The organism is Serratia sp. Sp408, assembly GCF_057180665.1.
In genome coordinates, this window is sequence record NZ_JBXUFT010000008.1 from 49,629 (window position 1) to 69,806 (window position 20,178).

At 58.4% G+C, this 20,178-nt stretch carries 20 protein-coding genes; 17 read left to right on the forward strand and 3 right to left on the reverse strand.

Annotated elements, in window-relative coordinates; translation table 11 throughout:
• The first annotated feature begins 25 nt into the window (after positions 1-25).
• From treC to nrdG, 3 genes are all read left to right on the forward strand, one after another.
• Entirely contained in the window at positions 26-1,690 is a 1,665-nt protein-coding gene (treC, locus tag AC2AXP_RS19330; RefSeq protein WP_198773197.1) for an alpha,alpha-phosphotrehalase, read from the forward strand.
• 360 nt (positions 1,691-2,050) lie between these two features.
• Entirely contained in the window at positions 2,051-4,189 is a 2,139-nt protein-coding gene (nrdD, locus tag AC2AXP_RS19335; protein WP_039991238.1) for an anaerobic ribonucleoside-triphosphate reductase, read from the forward strand.
• A gap of 80 nt (positions 4,190-4,269) precedes the next feature.
• The gene (gene nrdG, locus AC2AXP_RS19340) at positions 4,270-4,734 is read left to right on the forward strand and encodes an anaerobic ribonucleoside-triphosphate reductase-activating protein (protein ID WP_198773196.1); all 465 of its coding nucleotides are present in this window, start codon (positions 4,270-4,272) and stop codon (positions 4,732-4,734) included.
• 16 nt (positions 4,735-4,750) lie between these two features.
• On the opposite strand, the gene AC2AXP_RS19345 is transcribed toward nrdG, so the two are convergent.
• On the reverse strand, positions 4,751-5,809 hold the full coding sequence (locus AC2AXP_RS19345; RefSeq protein ID WP_039992443.1) for a permease: 1,059 nt from the start codon (positions 5,807-5,809) through the stop codon (positions 4,751-4,753).
• 224 nt (positions 5,810-6,033) lie between these two features.
• Here AC2AXP_RS19345 and phnF point away from each other — a divergent pair, with 224 nt between their 5' ends.
• Genes phnF through phnP form a run of 10 tightly spaced genes read left to right on the forward strand, consistent with a single transcriptional unit; the run spans position 6,034 to position 13,669 of the window.
• A complete protein-coding gene (gene phnF, locus AC2AXP_RS19350) occupies positions 6,034-6,759 on the forward strand; it encodes a phosphonate metabolism transcriptional regulator PhnF (RefSeq protein ID WP_182646427.1) in 726 nt (241 codons plus the stop codon).
• Positions 6,760-7,203, forward strand: coding sequence for a phosphonate C-P lyase system protein PhnG (gene phnG / locus AC2AXP_RS19355; protein WP_004955845.1), 444 nt, complete (start codon positions 6,760-6,762; stop codon positions 7,201-7,203).
• Positions 7,204-7,205: 2 nt separating this feature from the next.
• Positions 7,206-7,787: a phosphonate C-P lyase system protein PhnH gene (phnH, locus tag AC2AXP_RS19360; RefSeq protein ID WP_004955847.1), complete on the forward strand. Its 582-nt coding sequence runs from the start codon at positions 7,206-7,208 to the stop codon at positions 7,785-7,787.
• Entirely contained in the window at positions 7,787-8,872 is a 1,086-nt protein-coding gene (locus AC2AXP_RS19365; RefSeq protein WP_004955849.1) for a carbon-phosphorus lyase complex subunit, read from the forward strand. Before phnH ends, AC2AXP_RS19365 begins: the two co-directional genes overlap by 1 nt.
• Positions 8,865-9,722, forward strand: a complete 858-nt coding sequence (locus tag AC2AXP_RS19370) for an alpha-D-ribose 1-methylphosphonate 5-phosphate C-P-lyase PhnJ (RefSeq protein ID WP_198773194.1) — start codon at positions 8,865-8,867, stop codon at positions 9,720-9,722. Before AC2AXP_RS19365 ends, AC2AXP_RS19370 begins: the two co-directional genes overlap by 8 nt.
• Positions 9,722-10,510 carry a phosphonate C-P lyase system protein PhnK gene (gene phnK, locus AC2AXP_RS19375; protein ID WP_484381884.1) on the forward strand — a complete coding sequence of 263 codons (789 nt, stop codon included), beginning with the start codon at positions 9,722-9,724 and terminating at the stop codon, positions 10,508-10,510. Before AC2AXP_RS19370 ends, phnK begins: the two co-directional genes overlap by 1 nt.
• 15 nt (positions 10,511-10,525) lie before the next feature.
• Positions 10,526-11,230 carry a phosphonate C-P lyase system protein PhnL gene (phnL, locus tag AC2AXP_RS19380; protein ID WP_004955854.1) on the forward strand — a complete coding sequence of 235 codons (705 nt, stop codon included), beginning with the start codon at positions 10,526-10,528 and terminating at the stop codon, positions 11,228-11,230.
• On the forward strand, positions 11,227-12,363 hold the full coding sequence (phnM, locus tag AC2AXP_RS19385; RefSeq protein WP_484381885.1) for an alpha-D-ribose 1-methylphosphonate 5-triphosphate diphosphatase: 1,137 nt from the start codon (positions 11,227-11,229) through the stop codon (positions 12,361-12,363). The genes phnL and phnM overlap by 4 nt, the downstream gene beginning before the upstream one ends.
• Positions 12,363-12,929: a ribose 1,5-bisphosphokinase gene (gene phnN / locus AC2AXP_RS19390; protein ID WP_004955858.1), complete on the forward strand. Its 567-nt coding sequence runs from the start codon at positions 12,363-12,365 to the stop codon at positions 12,927-12,929. The genes phnM and phnN overlap by 1 nt, the downstream gene beginning before the upstream one ends.
• Positions 12,920-13,669, forward strand: a complete 750-nt coding sequence (gene phnP / locus AC2AXP_RS19395) for a phosphonate metabolism protein PhnP (protein WP_371902162.1) — start codon at positions 12,920-12,922, stop codon at positions 13,667-13,669. The genes phnN and phnP overlap by 10 nt, the downstream gene beginning before the upstream one ends.
• Here the strand turns inward: phnP and AC2AXP_RS19400 are convergent.
• Positions 13,659-14,300 carry an NAD(P)H-binding protein gene (locus AC2AXP_RS19400; RefSeq protein ID WP_004955860.1) on the reverse strand — a complete coding sequence of 214 codons (642 nt, stop codon included), beginning with the start codon at positions 14,298-14,300 and terminating at the stop codon, positions 13,659-13,661. The two genes, phnP and AC2AXP_RS19400, sit on opposite strands and share 11 nt — an antisense overlap.
• 194 nt (positions 14,301-14,494) lie before the next feature.
• Between AC2AXP_RS19400 and AC2AXP_RS19405 the strand changes: the two genes are divergently transcribed.
• On the forward strand, positions 14,495-15,013 hold the full coding sequence (locus AC2AXP_RS19405) for a type 1 glutamine amidotransferase domain-containing protein (protein WP_004955861.1): 519 nt from the start codon (positions 14,495-14,497) through the stop codon (positions 15,011-15,013).
• Between the two features lie 39 nt (positions 15,014-15,052).
• Here AC2AXP_RS19405 and AC2AXP_RS19410 read toward each other — a convergent pair whose 3' ends face one another.
• Entirely contained in the window at positions 15,053-15,487 is a 435-nt protein-coding gene (locus tag AC2AXP_RS19410) for a YhbP family protein (protein WP_004955862.1), read from the reverse strand.
• 428 nt (positions 15,488-15,915) lie between these two features.
• Here AC2AXP_RS19410 and speFL point away from each other — a divergent pair, with 428 nt between their 5' ends.
• The 3 genes from speFL to potE all read left to right on the forward strand — a co-directional run bounded on the left by speFL (position 15,916) and on the right by potE (position 19,831).
• Complete coding sequence (gene speFL / locus AC2AXP_RS19415) at positions 15,916-16,020, forward strand: leader peptide SpeFL (protein ID WP_119426095.1); 105 nt, start codon at positions 15,916-15,918, stop codon at positions 16,018-16,020.
• 270 nt (positions 16,021-16,290) lie between these two features.
• On the forward strand, positions 16,291-18,453 hold the full coding sequence (speF, locus tag AC2AXP_RS19420; protein ID WP_004955865.1) for an ornithine decarboxylase SpeF: 2,163 nt from the start codon (positions 16,291-16,293) through the stop codon (positions 18,451-18,453).
• Between the two features lie 61 nt (positions 18,454-18,514).
• Positions 18,515-19,831: a putrescine-ornithine antiporter gene (gene potE / locus AC2AXP_RS19425; protein ID WP_484381886.1), complete on the forward strand. Its 1,317-nt coding sequence runs from the start codon at positions 18,515-18,517 to the stop codon at positions 19,829-19,831.
• Positions 19,832-20,178 lie beyond the last annotated feature (347 nt).

Consider the following 20,178-nt stretch of genomic DNA (forward strand, 5'->3'; position numbering starts at 1 on the left):
GGTTACAGTCAAAAGGTATTCTGTTATGAGCAACCCAATCCCCTGGTGGCAAAACGGCGTCATCTATCAAATCTACCCGAAGAGCTTTCAGGACAGCACCGGCAACGGCTACGGCGATCTGGCCGGCGTGATCCAGCGGCTGGACTATCTGCAAGAGCTGGGCGTTGACGCCATCTGGCTGACGCCGGTGTACCTCTCGCCGCAGGTGGACAACGGCTACGACGTGGCGGATTACTGCGCCATCGATCCGGCCTACGGTACGCTGGAGGACTTTGAGCGGCTGGTCGCCGCCGCACATCAGCGCAGTATCCGCATCGTCATGGATATGGTGTTCAACCACACCTCTACCGAGCACCCGTGGTTCAAGGCGGCACAGGATCGCCACAGCCCGCATCGTCAGTTTTACATCTGGCGCGACGGCAGCGAACAGACGCCGCCCAATAACTGGCGCTCCAAATTTGGCGGTCAGGCGTGGCAGTGGCACGCCGACAGCGGCCAGTACTACCTGCACCTGTTCGCCACCGAACAGGCGGACCTGAACTGGGAACATCCGCCGGTGCGCGAAGAGCTAAAAAAAGTCTGCCAGTTCTGGGCCGACAAAGGCGTCGACGGCCTGCGTCTCGACGTGATTAATCTGGTGTCAAAACAACAGGATTTTCTGGACGATACCCTCGGCGACGGCCGGCGCTTTTACACCGACGGGCCGCGGATCCACGAATTTCTGCAGGAAATGAGCCGTGAGGTGTTCCAGCCGCGCGGCCTGATGACGGTCGGCGAGATGTCGTCGACCACGTTGGAACATTGTCAGCAATATGCGGCTAACAGCGGCGAAGAGCTGTCAATGACCTTTAACTTCCACCATCTGAAGGTGGACTATGCCAACGGTGAAAAATGGACGCTGGCCGCGCCGGATTACGTCGCCCTGAAGTCCATTTTCCGCCACTGGCAGCAGGGTATGCACAACCGGGCGTGGAACGCACTGTTCTGGTGTAATCACGATCAGCCGCGCATCGTGTCACGCTTTGGCGATGACGGCGAGTTGCGCGTGCCGGCGGCCAAAATGCTGGCACTGGTGCTGCACGGCATGCAGGGCACGCCGTACATTTATCAGGGCGAAGAGATCGGCATGACCAACCCCGGTTTCCAGCGTATTGAGCAATACCGTGATGTGGAAAGCCTGAATATGTACGCCGAACTCAGCGCCCAAGGCATCAACGATCGGCAACTGCTGGCCATTCTGGCCTGCAAATCACGCGACAATGGCCGCACGCCAATGCAGTGGAGCGCCGCCGCCCATGCCGGCTTTACCTGCGGTTCGCCGTGGATTGCCTGCGCCGACAATTACGCGCAGATCAACGCCGACGCGGCGCTGGCCGACCAGGATTCGGTGTTTTACACCTACCGTCACCTGATTGCGTTGCGCAAGCAGCACCCGCTGCTGACCCACGGCGATTACCAGGATCTGGCGCCCGAACACCCGGCGCTGTGGTGCTACCAGCGCAGCTGGAACGGCCAGCGGCTGTTGGTGGTCGCTAACCTGAGCCGCGAACCGCTGCGCTGGCAGGCAGAAGGGATCGACGCCGGCGATCTGTGGCGCCAGTTGGCCGCCAACTATGCCGATGCACCGGCGTTACCACAGGCAACCACGCTGCGCCCGTTTGAAGCGGTGTGGTGGCTGCGGGAAGATTGACGCCAGACGGGCCTGCCCGCGCGGGCCCGGCTGTTGCCAGTAACCGCGATCGCCATCACAGTTTGCCACATTGTTTTTATTGCCTACCGATACATTCAACCCGCGGATTATGGGGGCTGCATTCATCTGCACGATTTACGTTTGTACAGCGAACCAACTGTCACCAAACTTCCTTGTCCTACATCAAAAAAACCGCCACAACACCCATATATAGTGCATAGATAATTTCCATCACCTATATGTAGTAGTTATCCACAAAATCGTCCACACGTCGCTGCAGCCCTTGCACGCTGCGGTATTGCCCTGTGGATAAGCCCAACAACGGGCATAACGCTCCCGAGCGGAACAAGGAGTAGCATCGTGAAACCAGTAGTGATTAAACGGGACGGTTGTCAGGTACCTTTTGACCAGGCACGGATCGGGCAGGCTATCGAACGGGCCGCCCTGGCCGTCGGTGTGGTTGACGCCGACTACTGCGCCACCGTCGCCCGCGTGGTCGCTCAGCAAATGGAGCAACAGCAACGCGTTGATATCCATGACATTCAGCTGGCGGTTGAAAATCAGCTGATGGCCGGGCCGTACAAACAGCTGGCGCGCGCCTACATCGAGTACCGCCACGATCGCGACGTTTCTCGTGAACTGCGCGGCCGCTTGAACCAGGAGATCCGCGGCCTGGTTGAACAGAGCAACGTCGCGCTGCTGAATGAAAACGCCAACAAGGACAGCAAAGTGATCCCGACCCAGCGCGATCTGCTGGCCGGCATCGTCGCCAAGCACTACGCCAAACAGCACATTCTGCCGCGCGACGTGGTGCTGGCGCATGAACGCGGCGAGATCCATTATCACGATCTCGATTACTCACCGTTCTTCCCAATGTTCAACTGCATGCTGATCGATCTGAAAGGCATGTTGACCAACGGTTTCAAAATGGGCAACGCCGAGATTGAGCCGCCAAAATCGATCTCTACCGCCACCGCGGTCACGGCGCAGATCATCGCCCAGGTCGCCAGCCATATCTATGGTGGCACCACCATCAACCGCATCGATGAAATCCTGGCGCCGTTCGTCAGCGAAAGCTTCCGCAAGCACCAACAGGTGGCGCAACAATGGCAGATCCCGCAGCCCGATGACTACGCCATGGCGCGTACCGAAAAAGAGTGTTACGACGCGTTCCAGTCGCTGGAATACGAAGTGAACACGCTGCACACCGCCAATGGCCAGACGCCGTTCGTCACCTTTGGCTTTGGCCTCGGTACCGGTTGGCAGTCGCGAATGATCCAGCAGTCGATCCTGAAAAACCGCATCGCCGGGCTGGGAAAAAACCGTAAAACGGCGGTATTCCCCAAATTGGTGTTCGCCATCCGCGATGGCCTGAATCACCAGTACGGCGATCCGAACTACGACATCAAGCAGTTGGCACTGGAATGTGCCAGTAAGCGCATGTATCCAGATATTCTTAACTACGATCAAGTGGTTAGCGTTACCGGTTCATTTAAGACGCCAATGGGCTGTCGCAGTTTCCTCGGCGTTTACCAGGAAAACGGCGAACAGATCCACGACGGCCGCAACAATATCGGCGTGATCAGTCTGAACCTGCCACGCATTGCGCTTGAGGCGATGGGCAACGAAAAACGCTTCTGGCAGTTGCTGGATGAACGCCTGCTGTTGGCGAAGAAAGCGCTGATGACGCGTATCGCGCGCTTGCAGGGCATCAAGGCTCGGGTGGCACCGATTCTCTACATGGAGGGCGCCTGCGGCGTGCGTCTCAACGCCGACGATGACATCGCCGAGATTTTCAAGCATGGCCGCGCGTCGATCTCGCTCGGCTATATCGGCATTCACGAAACCATCAATGCGCTGTGCGACAACCGCAGCCATCTGTATGACGATGAGACGCTGCGTGCCAAAGCGCTGGCGATCGTCGAACGCCTGCGTGCCGCCACTGAAAGCTGGAAAGCGGAAACCGGCTACGGCTTCAGCCTGTACAGTACGCCAAGCGAAAACCTGTGCGATCGTTTCTGCCGGCTGGATACCGCCGATTTCGGCGTGGTGCCGGGCGTCACCGACAAGGGGTACTACACCAACAGTTTCCACCTCGACGTGGAGAAAAAGGTCAATCCGTACGACAAGCTGGACTTTGAGGCGCCCTACCCGCCGCTGGCCAACGGCGGTTTCATCTGCTACGGCGAATACCCGAACCTGCAGCACAATCTGAAGGCGCTGGAAGACGTGTGGGATTACAGCTACAGCCGCGTGCCGTATTACGGCACCAACACGCCGATCGACGAATGCTATCAGTGTGGCTACACCGGCGAGTTTTCCTGCACCAGCAAGGGCTTTACCTGTCCGAAATGCGGCAATCATGACTCGGCGAAGGTGTCGGTCACGCGCCGGGTGTGCGGCTATCTCGGCAGCCCGGACGCACGGCCGTTCAACGCCGGTAAACAGGAAGAGGTCAAACGCCGGGTGAAACACCTGGATAACGGGCAGATCGGCTAACGCCTGCCGCCTGATGGGCCAGCAGCAATCGGCTCATCAGGCGTTATCAATCCCAACAATGGCCTGATGGCAAACCGACTATGAATTATCATCAGTATTACCCGATCGATGTGGTCAACGGCCCCGGCACCCGCTGTACGCTGTTTGTCGCCGGCTGCGTTCATCAATGCCCCGGCTGCTACAACAAAAGCACCTGGCGGCTGAACTCCGGCCAGCCGTTCAGCGCACGGATGGCGGATCGCATCATTGCCGATCTCAACGACCAACGCATACCGCGTCAGGGGCTGTCGCTGTCGGGCGGCGATCCGCTGCATCCGGCCAACCTGGCGGCAATATTGCAGCTGGTGCAACGGGTACGTGCCGAATGCCCCGGCAAGGATATCTGGCTGTGGACCGGCTACCGGCTGGATGAACTGGACCACCAACAGATGCAGGTGGTGGATCTGATCAACGTACTGATTGACGGCAAGTTCGTGCAGGATTTAAAAGATCCGGCGCTGATCTGGCGCGGCAGCAGCAATCAGGTGGTGCACAAGCTGCGCTAGATGCCTTCACCGACCATTACATCAACACCAGTCCCACCAGCCCAGTGGCGACGCCGCACAAGGCCACCAGCGCGGCGGTCAGGCACAGCGCCTTGGCAGAAAACGCCTTGTTGAGCATCAACAGCGAAGGCAGGCTGACGGCCGGCAGCGTCATCAGCAGCGCCAGCGCCGGGCCCGGCCCCATGCCCGCCAACATCATCGCCTGCACGATAGGGATTTCCGCCGCGGTGGGAATGACAAACAGGCAGCCGGCGATCGCCAGGCCGACAATCCACAGCAGGCTGTTGTCCACCGCGCCGTCGGCATGCGGGAACAGCCAGACGCGCGCCGCCCCCAGCAACAGCACCGCCAGGATATAAATCGGAATGGTAGACCAGAATAACGCCCACAGCGCCTTTATCCAGCGGCCGAAGAACGGTTGATCCGGCGTTTTCGCCTGCGGCATGACCGCCGCCTGCAGTGCTGCCGGCGGCGCATCGTTGGCGGTGAGGCGCTGCACCAGCCAGGCAATACCCAACACCATGACCACGCCGGCCACCAGTCGAATAACCGCAAACTGCCAACCGAGCACAAAGCCCATAAAGATCAGCGTCGCCGGGTTCAGTACCGGGTTACTTAGCCAGAATGCCAATGCCGCGCCGCTGGACACCGACTGCCGACGCAGCCCGGCGGCGACCGGCGCCGCACAGCAGGTACACATCATGCCGGGCAGCGCAATCAGCGTACCGAGCAACGTACCGGAAAAACGCCGGTGGCCGAGGGTACGCACCAGCCAGTCACGCGGGATCAATACCTGCACCAGCGACCCCAGCAGCACGCCGAGCACCGCCGCCTTCCACACCGCCTTGAAGTAGACCAGCGCGTATTGCCACGCCGCCAGCCACGGGCTGTCAGCCGGGTTGGCCAGAATGGAGTTGCCAATCGAATGGCTGTCTGCCGCCAAAAACGCCTTGCCGTAATACGGCTGCCACTTGACGTAATACAACCCGACGGCGACCACCAGCAGGAACAGGATTGGTTTCCACAGCGGCCATGCGCGAGCCGGGGATTCAGGAGCAGTAATGGGTTGAGACATGTTGCGAACCAGCGTGAGAGCAAACAATGGCGTTAGCTTAGCGCGACGTGCGCCGCTTGGCATCCCTCTGTCGAAAATAGTTCATCTGTTCGCCACCAACGCGTAACGCAATTGTCATCTCGCGGCGGCACCCTATGGCCAACGTGATCAACGGGTATGCACCATGCCGCAATTTACATTCGACATCACCGACAGCGCCCCGGCCAACGGAGGTTTTTATTATGATGCAGTTATCTAGACATCCGACCACTTACCCGACCCGTTACCAGCAAATCGCCGCGCAGTTGGAAGACGAGTTACGCGCCCACTACCGCTGCGGCGACTATCTGCCTTCAGAACAGCAACTGGCCGACCGCTACCAGGTCAATCGCCATACGCTGCGCCGTGCGGTCGATCAACTGGTGGAACGCGGCTGGCTGCAACGTCGCCATGGCATCGGCATTCTGGTGCTGATGCGCCCTTATGATTATCCGCTGCATGCCAAAACCCGCTTTAGCCAGAACCTGTTCGAGCAGGGAAGCCACCCCACCAGTGAGCGCTTACTCGCAGTTTTGCGCCCCTGCAACGGCCATATCGCCAGCGCGTTATCGCGTGAAGAGGGCGAAACGGTGATTCACCTGCGGACGTTGCGTCGGGTCAATGGCGTACCACTGAGCGTTATCGATCACTACCTGCCGGATCTGGATTGGTGGCCAGCGCTGCAACAGTTCCACAGCGGCTCGCTGCATGAATTTATCGAACAACGTATCCACCAGTCACTGACCCGCAGCCAGACGCGCATCAGCGCCCGTCGCGCGCAGGCCAAAGAGAGCCAACTGCTGGAGATCGCCACCCACGCGCCGCTGCTGTGCGTGCGAACCCTGAATACCTGTGTCGGCAGCAACAGCGTGGCGGAATACTCCGTCAGCCTGGCGCGCGCCGACATGATCGAACTGACGATGGAGCACTGAATGCAATCCTTATCGAGCAGACAACGCTGGATGTCAGTGTTGGCGCACAGCCAACCGGCCCAGCTACGCAGCCACTGGCAGGCGCTGAACCTTAACCCGCGCTATCAACTGCTGCGCGCGCCGGAGATCGGCCTGGCGCAGTTGCAGGGGCGGATGGGAGCTACCGGCCGCCGCTTCGTGCTGGGCGACATGACCGTCACCCGCAGCGTGGTGCAACTGGACAACGGCGGCCACGGATACAGCTACATCGCCGGGCGCGACAAGGCCCATGCCGAGCTGTGCGCGCTGGCCGATGCGCTGCTGCAACAGCCGGAACACCACGAACGGCTGCAACAGCGGCTGATTGAACCGCTGGCGGCGCTGCAGCAGGAGCAGCGTCAACTGCGCTCCCGCGCGGTGGCGTCCAGCCGGGTCGACTTCTTTACCCTGGTGCGGGGGGAATAACCATGAGTTTACTCACCGGCTTTGCCCAACCGATTGAACAGGCGCAGCATGCCTTCCGCTTGATGCTCAAGGCGTTAAGCGAACCGGGCGTCACGGTGACGCTCGGCGACGGGCCAGTATGGCCGCCGTTGAACGCCGCCGACACCGCAGCGCTGCTGACGTTGGCCGACGGGGAAACCCCGATCCATCTCTGCCCTGCCCTGCATTGTGAGCAAGTGCTGACAAACATTCGTTTCCACACCGGCGCGCCGCTGGCTGACACGCCGGCAGCGATCCGCTTTGCGCTGTGGGACGGCAGCCTGCAAGCGGCAGATTTAAGCCAATTACCGTACGGCAGCGATATTTCGCCGGAATTCGGCGCCACTCTGCTGGTGCAGGTGAGCAGCCTGACGGCAGGCGCACCGCTGCGCCTGAGCGGCCCCGGCATTGAGCGGCAACGGCTTATCAGCCCGGAACTGCCCGCCGCGCTGCGCGATTATCTGCTGGAACGTCCGCACCGTTTCCCGCTGGGCATTGACGTACTACTGACCTGTGGCGAGCAACTGATCGCCATTCCACGCACCACGCATCTGGAGGCCTGCTGATGTACGTCGCGGTGAAAGGGGGCGAAAAAGCCATTGAGGCCGCCCATCAGTTACAGGAAAACCTGCGTCGCGGTGATAGCGCGCAGCCGGCGCTGAGCGCCGAACAAATCGATCGGCAACTCGGGCTGGCGGTGGACCGTGTGATGACCGAGGGCGGCGTGTATGACCGCGAACTGGCGGCGCTGGCCGTCAAACAGGCCAGCGGCGATCTGGTGGAAGCCATTTTTCTGCTGCGCGCCTATCGCACCACGCTGCCACGGCTGGCGGTCAGCCAACCGCTGGCCACCGACAAGATGCGTCTGGAACGACGCATTTCTGCGGTTTACAAAGACTTGCCCGGCGGTCAGGTGCTTGGCCCAACCTACGATTACACCCATCGTCTGCTGGACTTCGCGCTGCTGGCAGAAGGCGAAACGCCCGCCGCGCCGTTGGCCGAAGAGCCGCTGCCGGAGCAATGCGCCCACGTGTTCGATCTGCTCAGCCAGCAGCAACTGGCGCAGCCCGAACTGGATGACGACAGCACGCCGGACGACATTACCCGCACGCCACCGGTTTACCCCTGCCCGCGTTCGGCACGCCTGCAACAGCTGGTGCGCGGCGACGAAGGCTTTCTGCTGGCGCTCGGTTATTCGACCCAGCGTGGCTATGGCCGCACCCACCCGTTCGCCGGGGAAATTCGCAGCGGCTACCTGACGGTGTCCATCGTGCCGGAAGAGTTGGGCTTTGCCATTGATATCGGCGAAATCCTGCTGACCGAATGCGAAATGGTCAACGGCTTCGTTGATCCGCCGCAACAGCCGCCGCATTTTACCCGCGGTTACGGGCTGGTATTCGGTCGCGCGGAACGCAAGGCCATGGCGATGGCGCTGGTCGATCGCGCTCTGCAAACCGCCGAATACGGCGAGAGCGTCGCCAGCCCGGCACAGGACGAAGAGTTCGTGTTGGCCCATGCCGATAACGTGGAAGCCGCCGGCTTCGTTTCTCACCTTAAATTGCCGCACTACGTTGATTTCCAGGCCGAACTGGAACTGTTGAAACGCCTGCGGCAGGAATTTGCCGAGCGTCAGGAGGCGCGTCATGACTGAAGTATTGAGCGGTTATAACCCCGGCTACCTGGACGAACAGACCAAACGCATGATCCGCCGCGCCATTCTGAAGGGCGTGGCCATCCCCGGCTATCAGGTGCCGTTCGGCGGTCGTGAAATGCCGATGCCATACGGCTGGGGCACCGGCGGCATTCAAATCACCGCCAGCGTTATCGGCCAGCACGACGTGCTGAAAGTGATTGACCAGGGCGCGGACGATACCACCAATGCCGTCTCCATCCGCCGCTTCTTCCAACGGGTGGCCGGCGTCGCCACCACCGAACGGACGCCGGAAGCCACGCTGATCCAGACCCGCCACCGCATTCCGGAAACGCCGCTGCGGGAAGATCAGATCCTGATTTATCAGGTGCCGATCCCCGAGCCGCTGCGCTTTATCGAACCGCGCGAGACCGAAACCCGCAAGATGCACGCGCTGGAAGAATACGGCGTGATGCAGGTGAAACTGTATGAGGACATCGCTCGCTACGGCCACATTGCCACCACCTATGCCTATCCGGTGAAGGTCAACGACCGCTATGTGATGGATCCGTCGCCAATCCCGAAGTTCGACAACCCGAAAATGCACATGATGCCGGCGCTGCAACTGTTTGGTGCCGGGCGTGAGAAGCGCATCTATGCCCTGCCGCCGTTCACCAAGGTGGAAAGCCTGGACTTTGACGATCACCCGTTCAGCATCCAGCAGTGGGAAGAGCCGTGCGCGCTGTGCGGTTCGCGCCACAGCTATCTGGATGAGGTGGTGCTCGACGATCGGGGCAGCCGTATGTTCGTCTGTTCGGATACCGATTATTGCCGGCAGCAGCTGGCGCAACAGCAAGAGGCGCAGCACTGATGACTTCCGCACTTTTGGACAGCGCCCCGCTGCTGTCGGTAAGCAACCTGACGCACCTGTACGCGCCGGGCAAAGGTTTTAACAATGTGTCATTTGATATCTATCCCGGTGAAGTGCTGGGTATCGTCGGCGAATCCGGCTCCGGCAAGACCACCCTGCTGAAGTCGATTTCAGCCCGCCTGGCGCCACAGCACGGACAGATCGTTTATCAGCCACAGGTCGGGCAACGGCACGATCTGTACGCGATGGCGGAAAGCGATCGCCGCCGTCTGCTGCGCACCGACTGGGGCGTGGTGCACCAGCATCCGCTTGACGGGCTGCGGCCGCAGGTCTCCGCCGGCGGCAATATCGGCGAACGGCTGATGGCAATTGGCCAACGGCACTATGGCGACATCCGCCAGCAGGCCGCGCAGTGGCTGGAGGACGTCGAGATCCCGGTGTCGCGCCTGGACGATCTGCCAACCACCTTTTCCGGTGGCATGCAGCAGCGGCTGCAAATCGCCCGCAATCTGGTCACCCACCCCAAACTGGTGTTTATGGACGAACCGACCGGCGGGCTGGACGTTTCGGTACAGGCGCGACTGCTGGATCTGCTGCGCACGCTGGTGGTGGAAATGCAGCTGGCGGCGGTGATCGTCACCCACGATCTTGGCGTGGCGCGGCTGCTGGCGCACCGTTTGCTGGTGATGAAACAGGGCGAAGTGGTGGAAAGCGGCCTGACCGACCGGGTACTGGACGATCCGCACCACCCCTATACCCAACTGCTGGTGTCGTCAGTGCTGGCATAACGGAGTGAAAACAACATGACGCTTAAAATCCGGGTTGAACACCTGAGTAAAACCTTTGTGCTGCACCAGCAGCACGGCACGCGGCTGCCGGTGTTGCATGACGCCAACCTGACGGTCAACAGCGGTGAATGCGTGGTGCTGCACGGCCATTCCGGCAGCGGGAAATCCACGCTGCTGCGGTCGCTGTACGCCAACTATCTGCCGGACAGCGGCCATATCTGGATCGAGCATCAAGGCCAATGGCTGGACGTGGTTCAGGCCGAAGCGCGGCAGATCCTGGCGGTGCGCCGCCATACCGTCGGCTGGGTCAGCCAGTTCCTGCGGGTGATCCCGCGCATCAGCGCGCTGGAAGTGGTGATGCAGCCGTTGCTGGAGCTGGGCGTTGAGCGCGCCGTCTGCCGTGAGCGTGCCGAAGCGCTGCTCAGCCAGCTCAATGTGCCGCAACGCCTGTGGCCGCTGGCACCGTCGACCTTTTCCGGCGGCGAACAGCAGCGGGTCAACATCGCCCGCGGCTTTATCGTCGATTACCCGATTCTGCTGCTGGACGAACCGACCGCCTCGCTCGACAGCCGCAACAGCGCGGCGGTCGTGAAGCTGATTGCCCGGGCGCGACAGCGCGGCGCGGCCATCGTCGGCATTTTCCATGATGAACAGGTCCGCGCACAGGTTGCCGACCGGTTGCACGATATGCAGGCGCCACAGGCGCTGGAGGTTCCGTGATTATTAACAACGTCAAATTGGTGCTTGAGGATCGGGTGGTAAACGGTTCGCTGGAAGTCAGCGACGGGGTGATCCGCAGCTTCGCCGATGGTAGCAGTGGTCTGCCGCAGGCGCTGGACGGTGAAGGCGGCTGGCTGTTGCCGGGGCTGATCGAGCTGCATACCGACAACCTCGACAAGTTTTTCACCCCGCGTCCCAACGTGGACTGGCCGGCGCACTCGGCCATGAGCAGCCACGACGCGCTGATGGTGGCCAACGGCATCACCACGGTGCTGGACGCGGTCGCGATTGGCGACGTGCGCGACGGCGGCCACCGGCTGGACAACCTGCAAAAGATGATCGACGCGGTGATCCACAGTCAGCGCGCCGGCGTCAATCGGGCCGAACACCGGCTGCACCTGCGCTGCGAACTGCCCCACCACAGCACCTTGCCACTGTTTGAACAGCTGATGGATAAGCCGGGCGTATCGCTGGTGTCGTTGATGGACCATTCGCCGGGTCAGCGCCAGTTCGCGGCACATGAAAAATATCGTGAATATTATCAAGGCAAATATAACCTGAACGATGGGGAAATGGACGCGTTCGAACAGGAACAGATCGCCATGTCGGCACGCTGGGCAACCCCCAATCGTGAAGCGATTGCCGCGCATTGCCGGGCGCGCGGCATTGCCCTGGCCAGCCATGACGACGCCACCGCGGCGCACGTCAGCGAGTCCTGCGCTCTGGGTAGCGTAATCGCCGAGTTCCCCACTACCGAAGCCGCCGCCCGCGCGTCGCATCAGCAAGGATTACAGGTGCTGATGGGCGCGCCGAACATCGTACGCGGCGGTTCGCATTCCGGCAACGTGGCGGCGCACCACCTGGCGGCGCTCGGGGTGCTGGACATTCTGTCGTCCGACTATTATCCGGCCAGCCTGCTCGATGCCGCATTCCGCCTTGCCGCCGACCCACGCAATGGCTATGACCTGCCGCAAACGATGGCGATGGTAACGCGCAATCCGGCGCGGGCGCTGGGGCTAGACGATCGTGGCACCATCGGCGAGGGGCTGCGCGGCGATCTGGTGCTGGCACGCCCGCACGGCGAGCATATTTACGTACAAAACGTCTGGCGCCAGGGCAAGCAGGTGTTCTGATGGCGTATCTCATCTATCTGATGGGCCCGTCCGGCGCGGGCAAAGACAGCCTGCTGGAGCGGTTGCGAGCCGACCCGCACGGCGCACCGCTGGTGGCGCACCGTTATATCACCCGGCCGGCGGCGGCCGGCTGTGAAAATCACATCGCGCTCAGCGAAGTGGAGTTTCTGCGCCGGCGAGCCAACGGCTTGTTTGCCCTCGACTGGCAGGCGCATCAGACCCATTACGCACTGGGGATCGAGGTGGATCTGTGGCTGCTGCAAGGGATCGATGTGGTGGTCAACGGCTCTCGCGCTCATCTGCCACAGGCGCAGCAGCGCTACGGCACGCAGCTGCTGCCGGTATGCCTGCAGGTCGATCCGGCCATTCTGCGCCAGCGATTGCAGCAACGCGGGCGCGAAGACGCCCAGCAGATAGAGCAGCGGCTAACGCGCGCGGCGGCCTATCAGCACGCCTTGCCGCCCGGCTGCCACCGTCTGGATAATAATGGCGATCTGGCCACCACGCTGGCGGCATTGACGGCGCTGCTGGCGCGGCATTCGCATAAGGAAACGTCATGCAATTAACTTTTCTTGGCACCGGTGGCGCGCAGCAGGTGCCGGCATTTGGCTGTGAGTGTCTGGTGTGTCGGCGCGCGCGGCGAGAAGCAGCCTTCCGGCGGCGGGCGTGCAGCGCCATGTTGCAATATAACGGGGAAACCAGCTTGCTGGATGCGGGATTGACGTCGTTGGAACGGCGATTTTCGGCGGGGCAAATTCAACGTTTTTTACTGACACATTACCACATGGATCACGTTCAGGGGCTATTTCATTTGCGTTGGGGGTGCGGAAATTCCATTCCGGTGTACGGGCCGCCCGATCCTCAAGGCTGCGACGATCTGTTCAAACACCCCGGGATCCTCGACTTTCAGCCGCCATTGGCGCCGTTTGTCAGCGTGGAGCTTGGCGGCCTGCAGATCACGCCGCTGCCGCTGATCCACTCAAAACCGACCCACGGATATCTGATTCAAACGCCGGGCAAGGCGCTGGCCTATCTTACCGATACCGTCGGCCTGCCACCGCAGACCGCGCGTTTCCTGCAACATGTGTCGCTGGATCTGCTGGTGCTGGATTGCAGCCTGCCACCGCAGGCGCAGGCGCCGCGCAACCATAACGATCTGACCCGCGCGCTGGAGATCCAGCAGCGCTTGCAGCCGCGCCGTACCCTGCTGACGCACATCAGCCATCAGCTCGATTTATGGTTGCTCGACAACCCCTTGCCTGGCGGCCTGGAATTGGCGTTTGATAATCTCAGCGTCAGTGTGTGACGGAGTGAAAACAGCGCAACTGGTTGGATTCTAATACCTTTACCCCGTTACCGGCGCTGAACGCCTGTTCCATCATGGTCTGCGCCACGTCTTTGGCGGCGATCGCTTTCCATTTGCCCGGCAGCAGATTGAACAGCGGCTGGGCGATACGCTCCATCAAGCGTGGCGTCGGCCTCTGGCCCAGCAGCATTGACGGCCGCACCAGCGTCAGGCGCGGCCAGCCCTGCTCACGCAGCGCCTGTTCCATTTCACCCTTGGTGCGATTGTACAGAAAGGTCGAGCGCGTGCTGGCGCCCAATGCGCTCACCGCCAGACAGTGCTGCGCCCCTAGCCGGCGGCCGGTCAGCGCGCTTTCCACCACCAGCGTATAATCCACATAGTGGAAATTGCCGTCGCTGCCGGCCTCGCGTCGGGTGGTGCCGAGACAGCAGAACACCATGTCGACCGGCTGATCCAGTCCGGTCAGTAATTGAAACAGATCGTCGCCGACCGGATTGTGCAATTTGTCATGTGGCGGCAACGGCTTGCGCGTTGGCGCGACGATCGCCGTTACCTGCCGATTGGCCTGCAACAGACGCAATAACTCACCGCCCACCAGTCCGGTAGCGCCAATAATCAGTACCCGTGCCATAAGCCCTCCCGTGCCGAGTTAGCTACTCGATTTCAGTATAAGTGATTTGCTGCTGTCACACCCTGTTACGTGTTGTGCATGGCGACAAACCGCGCCATGCCGCGGCCGGTGGGGTTTTCTGCCCGTTCGGGGTTGAGAATGACGCCCGGCGCCCCTAGCCTTATAAGACGGTCATTGATCAGAAGGAGGAAAATGTGAGCAAGAAAATTGCGGTGCTGATTACCGATGAATTTGAAGACGCCGAATTTACCTCTCCCGCCGACGCTTTTCGCCAGGCGGGGCATCAGGTGATCACCATTGAAAAACAGGCCGGTAAAACCGTTAAGGGCAAAAAAGGCGAGGCCAGCGTAACCATCGACAAATCGATCGATGAGGTACAAACCGCCGATTTCGACGCCCTGCTGTTGCCCGGCGGCCATTCGCCCGATGCGCTGCGCGCTGACGATCGCTTCGTCGAGTTTACTCGACAGTTTGCCGACAGCGGCAGACCGATTTTCGCCATCTGCCACGGGCCGCAGCTGCTGATCAGCGCCGATGCGGTACGCGGGCGCAAACTCACCACGGTCAAACCGGTGGTGGTCGACGTGAAAAACGCCGGTGCCGATTACTACGACAAGGAAGTGGTGGTGGATAACGATACGCTGGTCACCAGCCGCACGCCGGAGGATTTACCGGCCTTTAACCGTGAATCGCTGCGCATATTGGCGCAGTAATTATCCAGCCGGGGGCGCAGCCTGCGCCCCTTCATACCGTTAATCACGCTGCCAATACAGTTTTTTGCCAAAGCCCAGCGCATTGTCGGTCATTTTGACCTCCAGCAGATCGAGCTGCCACAGCGTCGCCTTCATTGCCTTGGCGATCGGGAAACGCCGGCAGTAGCGCGCACGCGCCAACGCCTCGTCGTCACCGCTCAGCTCGGTGACCAGGCCGCGATACTGCACGCCCTTGATCAGGGCGATGGTTTTTGGCCGTGGCGCAATGGTGCCCACCACGCTGGGGTTGTGTTGCATCAGCACCCCATGCCGGGTGTGCGGCTCGGTCATCAGCCACAGCGCCATGCGTTCGGCATCGAAGACGTAAAAACAATTGGCGCACCACATGTCGAGGCCATGGCCGGCGCACAGCGTCAATACGTGCTGCTTGCCAAGAAAGCGGCTGATGTGTTGTTGGTCTTCACTCTGTTCCACGCGTGTCTCCTTAGTCGCCTTGTTATCTTAACGCGCTTTATTGAAGCCAGTCACAATCGTCAGAAATTTCTTTATTACCAATAATCGAATAAAAATACATTAAAAACACATTTCCATTCAATTGAGATTAAAGATAAAAAATAACAAACAGAAAACAAGCGTGATTTATTCTGATGACATTCCTCGCGACTTGCGCTCGCTATTACCGTTACTGAGTTCGGTAATCGCGTTTATGCCATTTATTGGCCTCTGCGCCGTATCAATTTATTCACATACTGAATAGGTCATTTGGCAAGGTTATGCAATCATCTGCATAAAAAATGAATAGTTATTTAATTTAACGGCAGAATTAGTGACTGCAATCACATTTTTTGCCGTTTTCGGCGTTAAAATGACGCCATCGTTTCACTCATACCAGGTGGATGAAAATGGAAAACAACAATAGAAAATGGGCGCATATCAGGCGCACGACTCACTTAATGATGATGGCACACCGCAGTTGCTTTAGCTTCGCATTCTTCAACTACAGATAACTCTCCTCTTCGTTTCTTATTAGTTAATCGGAACGATCGCCGCTTTATTCGTTGATCCGCATTGTGCGACGGCTTCACTATGTCAATTATTCAATGACGTGGGTGGAACAGTGATTTCGTTTAATTAATAACAACACTATCCCATTTAAAAAATAAAACCGCGCAGTGCCATACAGGCATTGCCAAGGATCTGTATTTTTATTTTTACGGGAATATTTTTCAGTGAATCGTCGATTCGCTGCGGGATATTTCTGCCCAAAGGAAAACAAAATGAAAAGCTTGAAAATTGCCGCTAACCTTTCAACCCGAAGCTGCTTTGAAACCCACCGGGAAATCATTGATGTGCATCACACTGATTTTACCGATATTGCCGCAGTGGTACTTTCTGCCAACGATGTTCAACAGGGAATGGTGGCGAAAATAGCAGAACGCGGCTTGAATATTCCGCTGTTTGCCGCCATCTGCTGTGAAGAAGAGCTGGATAACGCTATCTTGCCAGCCCTGCATGGCGTCTTCGAATTGTGCGGCAAAAATACGCAGTTCTATGGCAAGCAGCTGGAAGCGGCGGCAGTAAAATATGAAAGCGAACTGTTGCCGCCATTCTTTAATACGCTGACCCAATACGTTGAAATGGGCAACGCAACCTTCGCCTGTCCCGGCCATCAGGGCGGTGAGTTTTTCCGTAAGCACCCGGCAGGCCGGCAGTTTTTTGACTTCTATGGCGAAACGCTGTTCCGTTCGGACATGTGCAACGCTGACGTTAAGCTGGGGGATCTGCTGATCCACGAAGGGGCGCCCTGTGATGCACAAAAACATGCGGCGAAGGTCTTCAACGCTGACAAAACCTATTTTGTGCTCAACGGAACCTCAGCCTCCAATAAGGTGGTGACCAACGCCTTATTGACGCGTGGCGATCTGGTGCTGTTCGATCGTAATAACCATAAATCCAACCACCACGGGGCGTTGATCCAGGCAGGCGCAACGCCGGTTTATCTGGAAACGGCCCGCAACCCGTTTGGTTTTATCGGCGGCATCGATGCGCACTGTTTCGAGGAACGCTATCTGCGCCAGCAGATCCAGGAAGTGGCACCGGAACGTGCTAACCAGCCACGGCCGTTCCGGCTGGCGATCATTCAATTAGGTACTTACGACGGCACCATCTATAACGCGCGCCAGGTGGTAGACAAGATAGGCCATCTTTGCGATTACATTTTGTTCGACTCGGCCTGGGTCGGCTACGAGCAGTTTATTCCGATGATGAAAGACTGCTCGCCACTGCTGTTGGAACTGACGGAAAACGATCCGGGCATCATCGTCACCCAATCGGTGCACAAGCAGCAGGCCGGCTTCTCGCAAACCTCGCAGATTCATAAAAAAGATAAACATATCAAAGGGCAACAGCGCTATTGCAACCATAAGCGTTTCAATAATGCCTTTATGCTACATGCTTCCACCAGCCCGTTTTATCCGCTGTTTGCGGCACTCGACGTCAACGCCAAAATGCACGAAGGTCAAAGCGGACAGCGTTTGTGGAAGGAGTGCGTACGGATTGGTATTGAAGCACGCAAAATGCTGCTGGATACCTGTCAGTTGATCAAACCGTTCGTCCCGGTGCAAATCGAAGGCCGGCCATGGCAATCATATGATACGGAAACCATGGCCGACGATCTGCGTTTCTTCAACTTCGTGCCCGGCGAGAAATGGCATGCCTTTGATGGTTACGCACAATCACAGTATTTCGTCGATCCGTGCAAACTGTTGCTGACGACCCCAGGGATCGACAGTGAAACGGGCGCCTACAGCCGTTTTGGCATACCGGCTACCATCCTTGCCAATTACCTGCGTGAAAACGGTATTGTTCCAGAAAAATGCGATCTCAATTCAATTCTGTTCCTGCTGACGCCGGCGGAAGACATCGCCAAGATGCAGCATCTGGTGGCGCTGATTGCACGCTTTGAACAACATATTGAACAGGATTCTCCGCTCAGTGAAGTGTTGCCGACGGTATATAAAAACCACCAGCAGCGTTATTTAAATTATACCTTACGTCAACTTTGCCAGGAAATGCATGATTTATACGTCAGCTATGACGTGAAAGAGTTGCAAAAGGAAATGTTCCGCAAAAAACATTTCCCACGGGTGGTAATGAATCCACAGGATGCCAATACACAATTTGTTCGCGGTAATGTGGAATTGGTTTCACTCGCCAAATCGGAAGGGCGAATTGCCGCGGAAGGCGCGCTTCCTTATCCTCCTGGCGTGTTGTGCGTGGTGCCTGGTGAAATATGGGGCGGTGCGGCACAGCGTTATTTCCTGGCTCTTGAGGAGGGTATCAACTTATTACCCGGCTTCGCACCTGAACTGCAGGGTGTTTATATCCAGCAGGACGAAGACGGCTGGCAACGCGCTTATGGTTATGTGATTAAAGATTAATTCCCCTTACAAGACGGTGAGCTTTCACCGTCACGATCGCATGATAAAAGAGAGAATGATCATGAGTAAGTCAAAGAACAAAATGGGCGTGGTTCAGTTAACCATTCTCACCGCTGTCAACATGATGGGATCCGGCATAATTATGCTGCCGACCAAGCTGGCCGAGGTAGGCACCATTTCCATCGTTTCATGGCTGGTTACCGCCGTCGGTTCGATGGCGCTGGCCTATGCCTTTGCCAAATGCGGCATGTTCAGTCGTAAATCCGGTGGCATGGGCGGTTATGCCGAGTACGCGTTCGGTAAATCCGGCAATTTCATGGCCAACTATACCTACGGCGTTTCCTTGCTGATTGCCAACATTGCCATCGCCATTTCTGCCGTTGGGTACGGCACCGAACTGTTCGGCGTTAATCTGACGCCGATTGGCATCTGCATCGCCACGATCTGTGTGCTGTGGATAGCAACCGTCGCCAACTTTGGCGGTGCCCGCATCACCGGGCAAATCAGCGGCATCACCGTTTGGGGGGTGTTTATCCCGGTGGTCGGCATTTCGGTCATCGGCTGGCACTGGTTCAGCGGCGACGCCTATCTGGCCGCCTGGAACCCACACGCCGTGCCGACCTTTGAAGCGATTGGCGCATCGATTTCCATGACATTGTGGGCATTCCTGGGGCTGGAATCGGCCTGCGCCAATACCGACGTGGTGGAAAACCCCGAGCGCAACGTGCCGATCGCCGTGCTCGGCGGTACACTGGGCGCCGCGGTGATTTATATCGTGTCCACCAACGTGATCGCCGGCATTGTGCCCAATATGGATCTTGCCAATTCTACCGCGCCGTTCGGCTTGGCGTTCTCGCACATGTTCAACCCTACCGTCGGCAAGATAATCATGGCACTGATGATCATGTCCTGCGTCGGTTCGCTGCTTGGCTGGCAATTCACCATTGCACAGGTGTTCAAATCCTCCGCCGACAGCGGCTTCTTCCCGAAAATTTTCTCGAAGCTGAGCAAAGCCGATGCGCCGGTCAAAGGCATGTTGACCATCGTTGTCATTCAGAGCGTGCTGTCCCTGATGACCATCAGCCCATCGCTCAACAAGCAGTTCAACGTGCTGGTCAATCTGGCGGTGGTCACCAACATCATCCCTTATATTTTGTCGATGGCAGCACTGGTGATCATCCAGAAAGTCGCCAAGGTGCCGGAAAACAAGGCGCAGATCGCCAACGTCATTGCCGGTATTGGCGCCCTTTACAGTTTCTACGCGCTCTATAGTTCGGGAGAGGAAGCCATGATGTGGGGAGCGATCGCCACCTTCCTAGGCTGGACGCTCTACGGCATGGTTTCACCACGTTTTGAAATGATGGATAAAAAAGGCTGATAATCGCCAGCATTAAAAAATGGGCGCAAAAGCGCCCATTTCAGCCTGTAACCGCAAGTCGCGGCGCATTTGGTCGGCAAGCGCTACATCGATGTTATTTTTCTAAGCTGCCTGTACGGCAGTGAACGATGATGCAAAAGCGTCAGCTGATGCCGCACATTTCTAAGCTGCCTGTACGGCAGTGAACGCCGCGCTTCACCATGCCCGACTTATCGTTATTTTCTAAGCTGCCTGTACGGCAGTGAACCGTTGCAGCATAGCGCTAGCCACATGATTTTAAAACAACATCAGCGTTTGCACGCAAAAAACCCTTTTTTTAATCTGGCGGCCACATCTTCTATTAATCA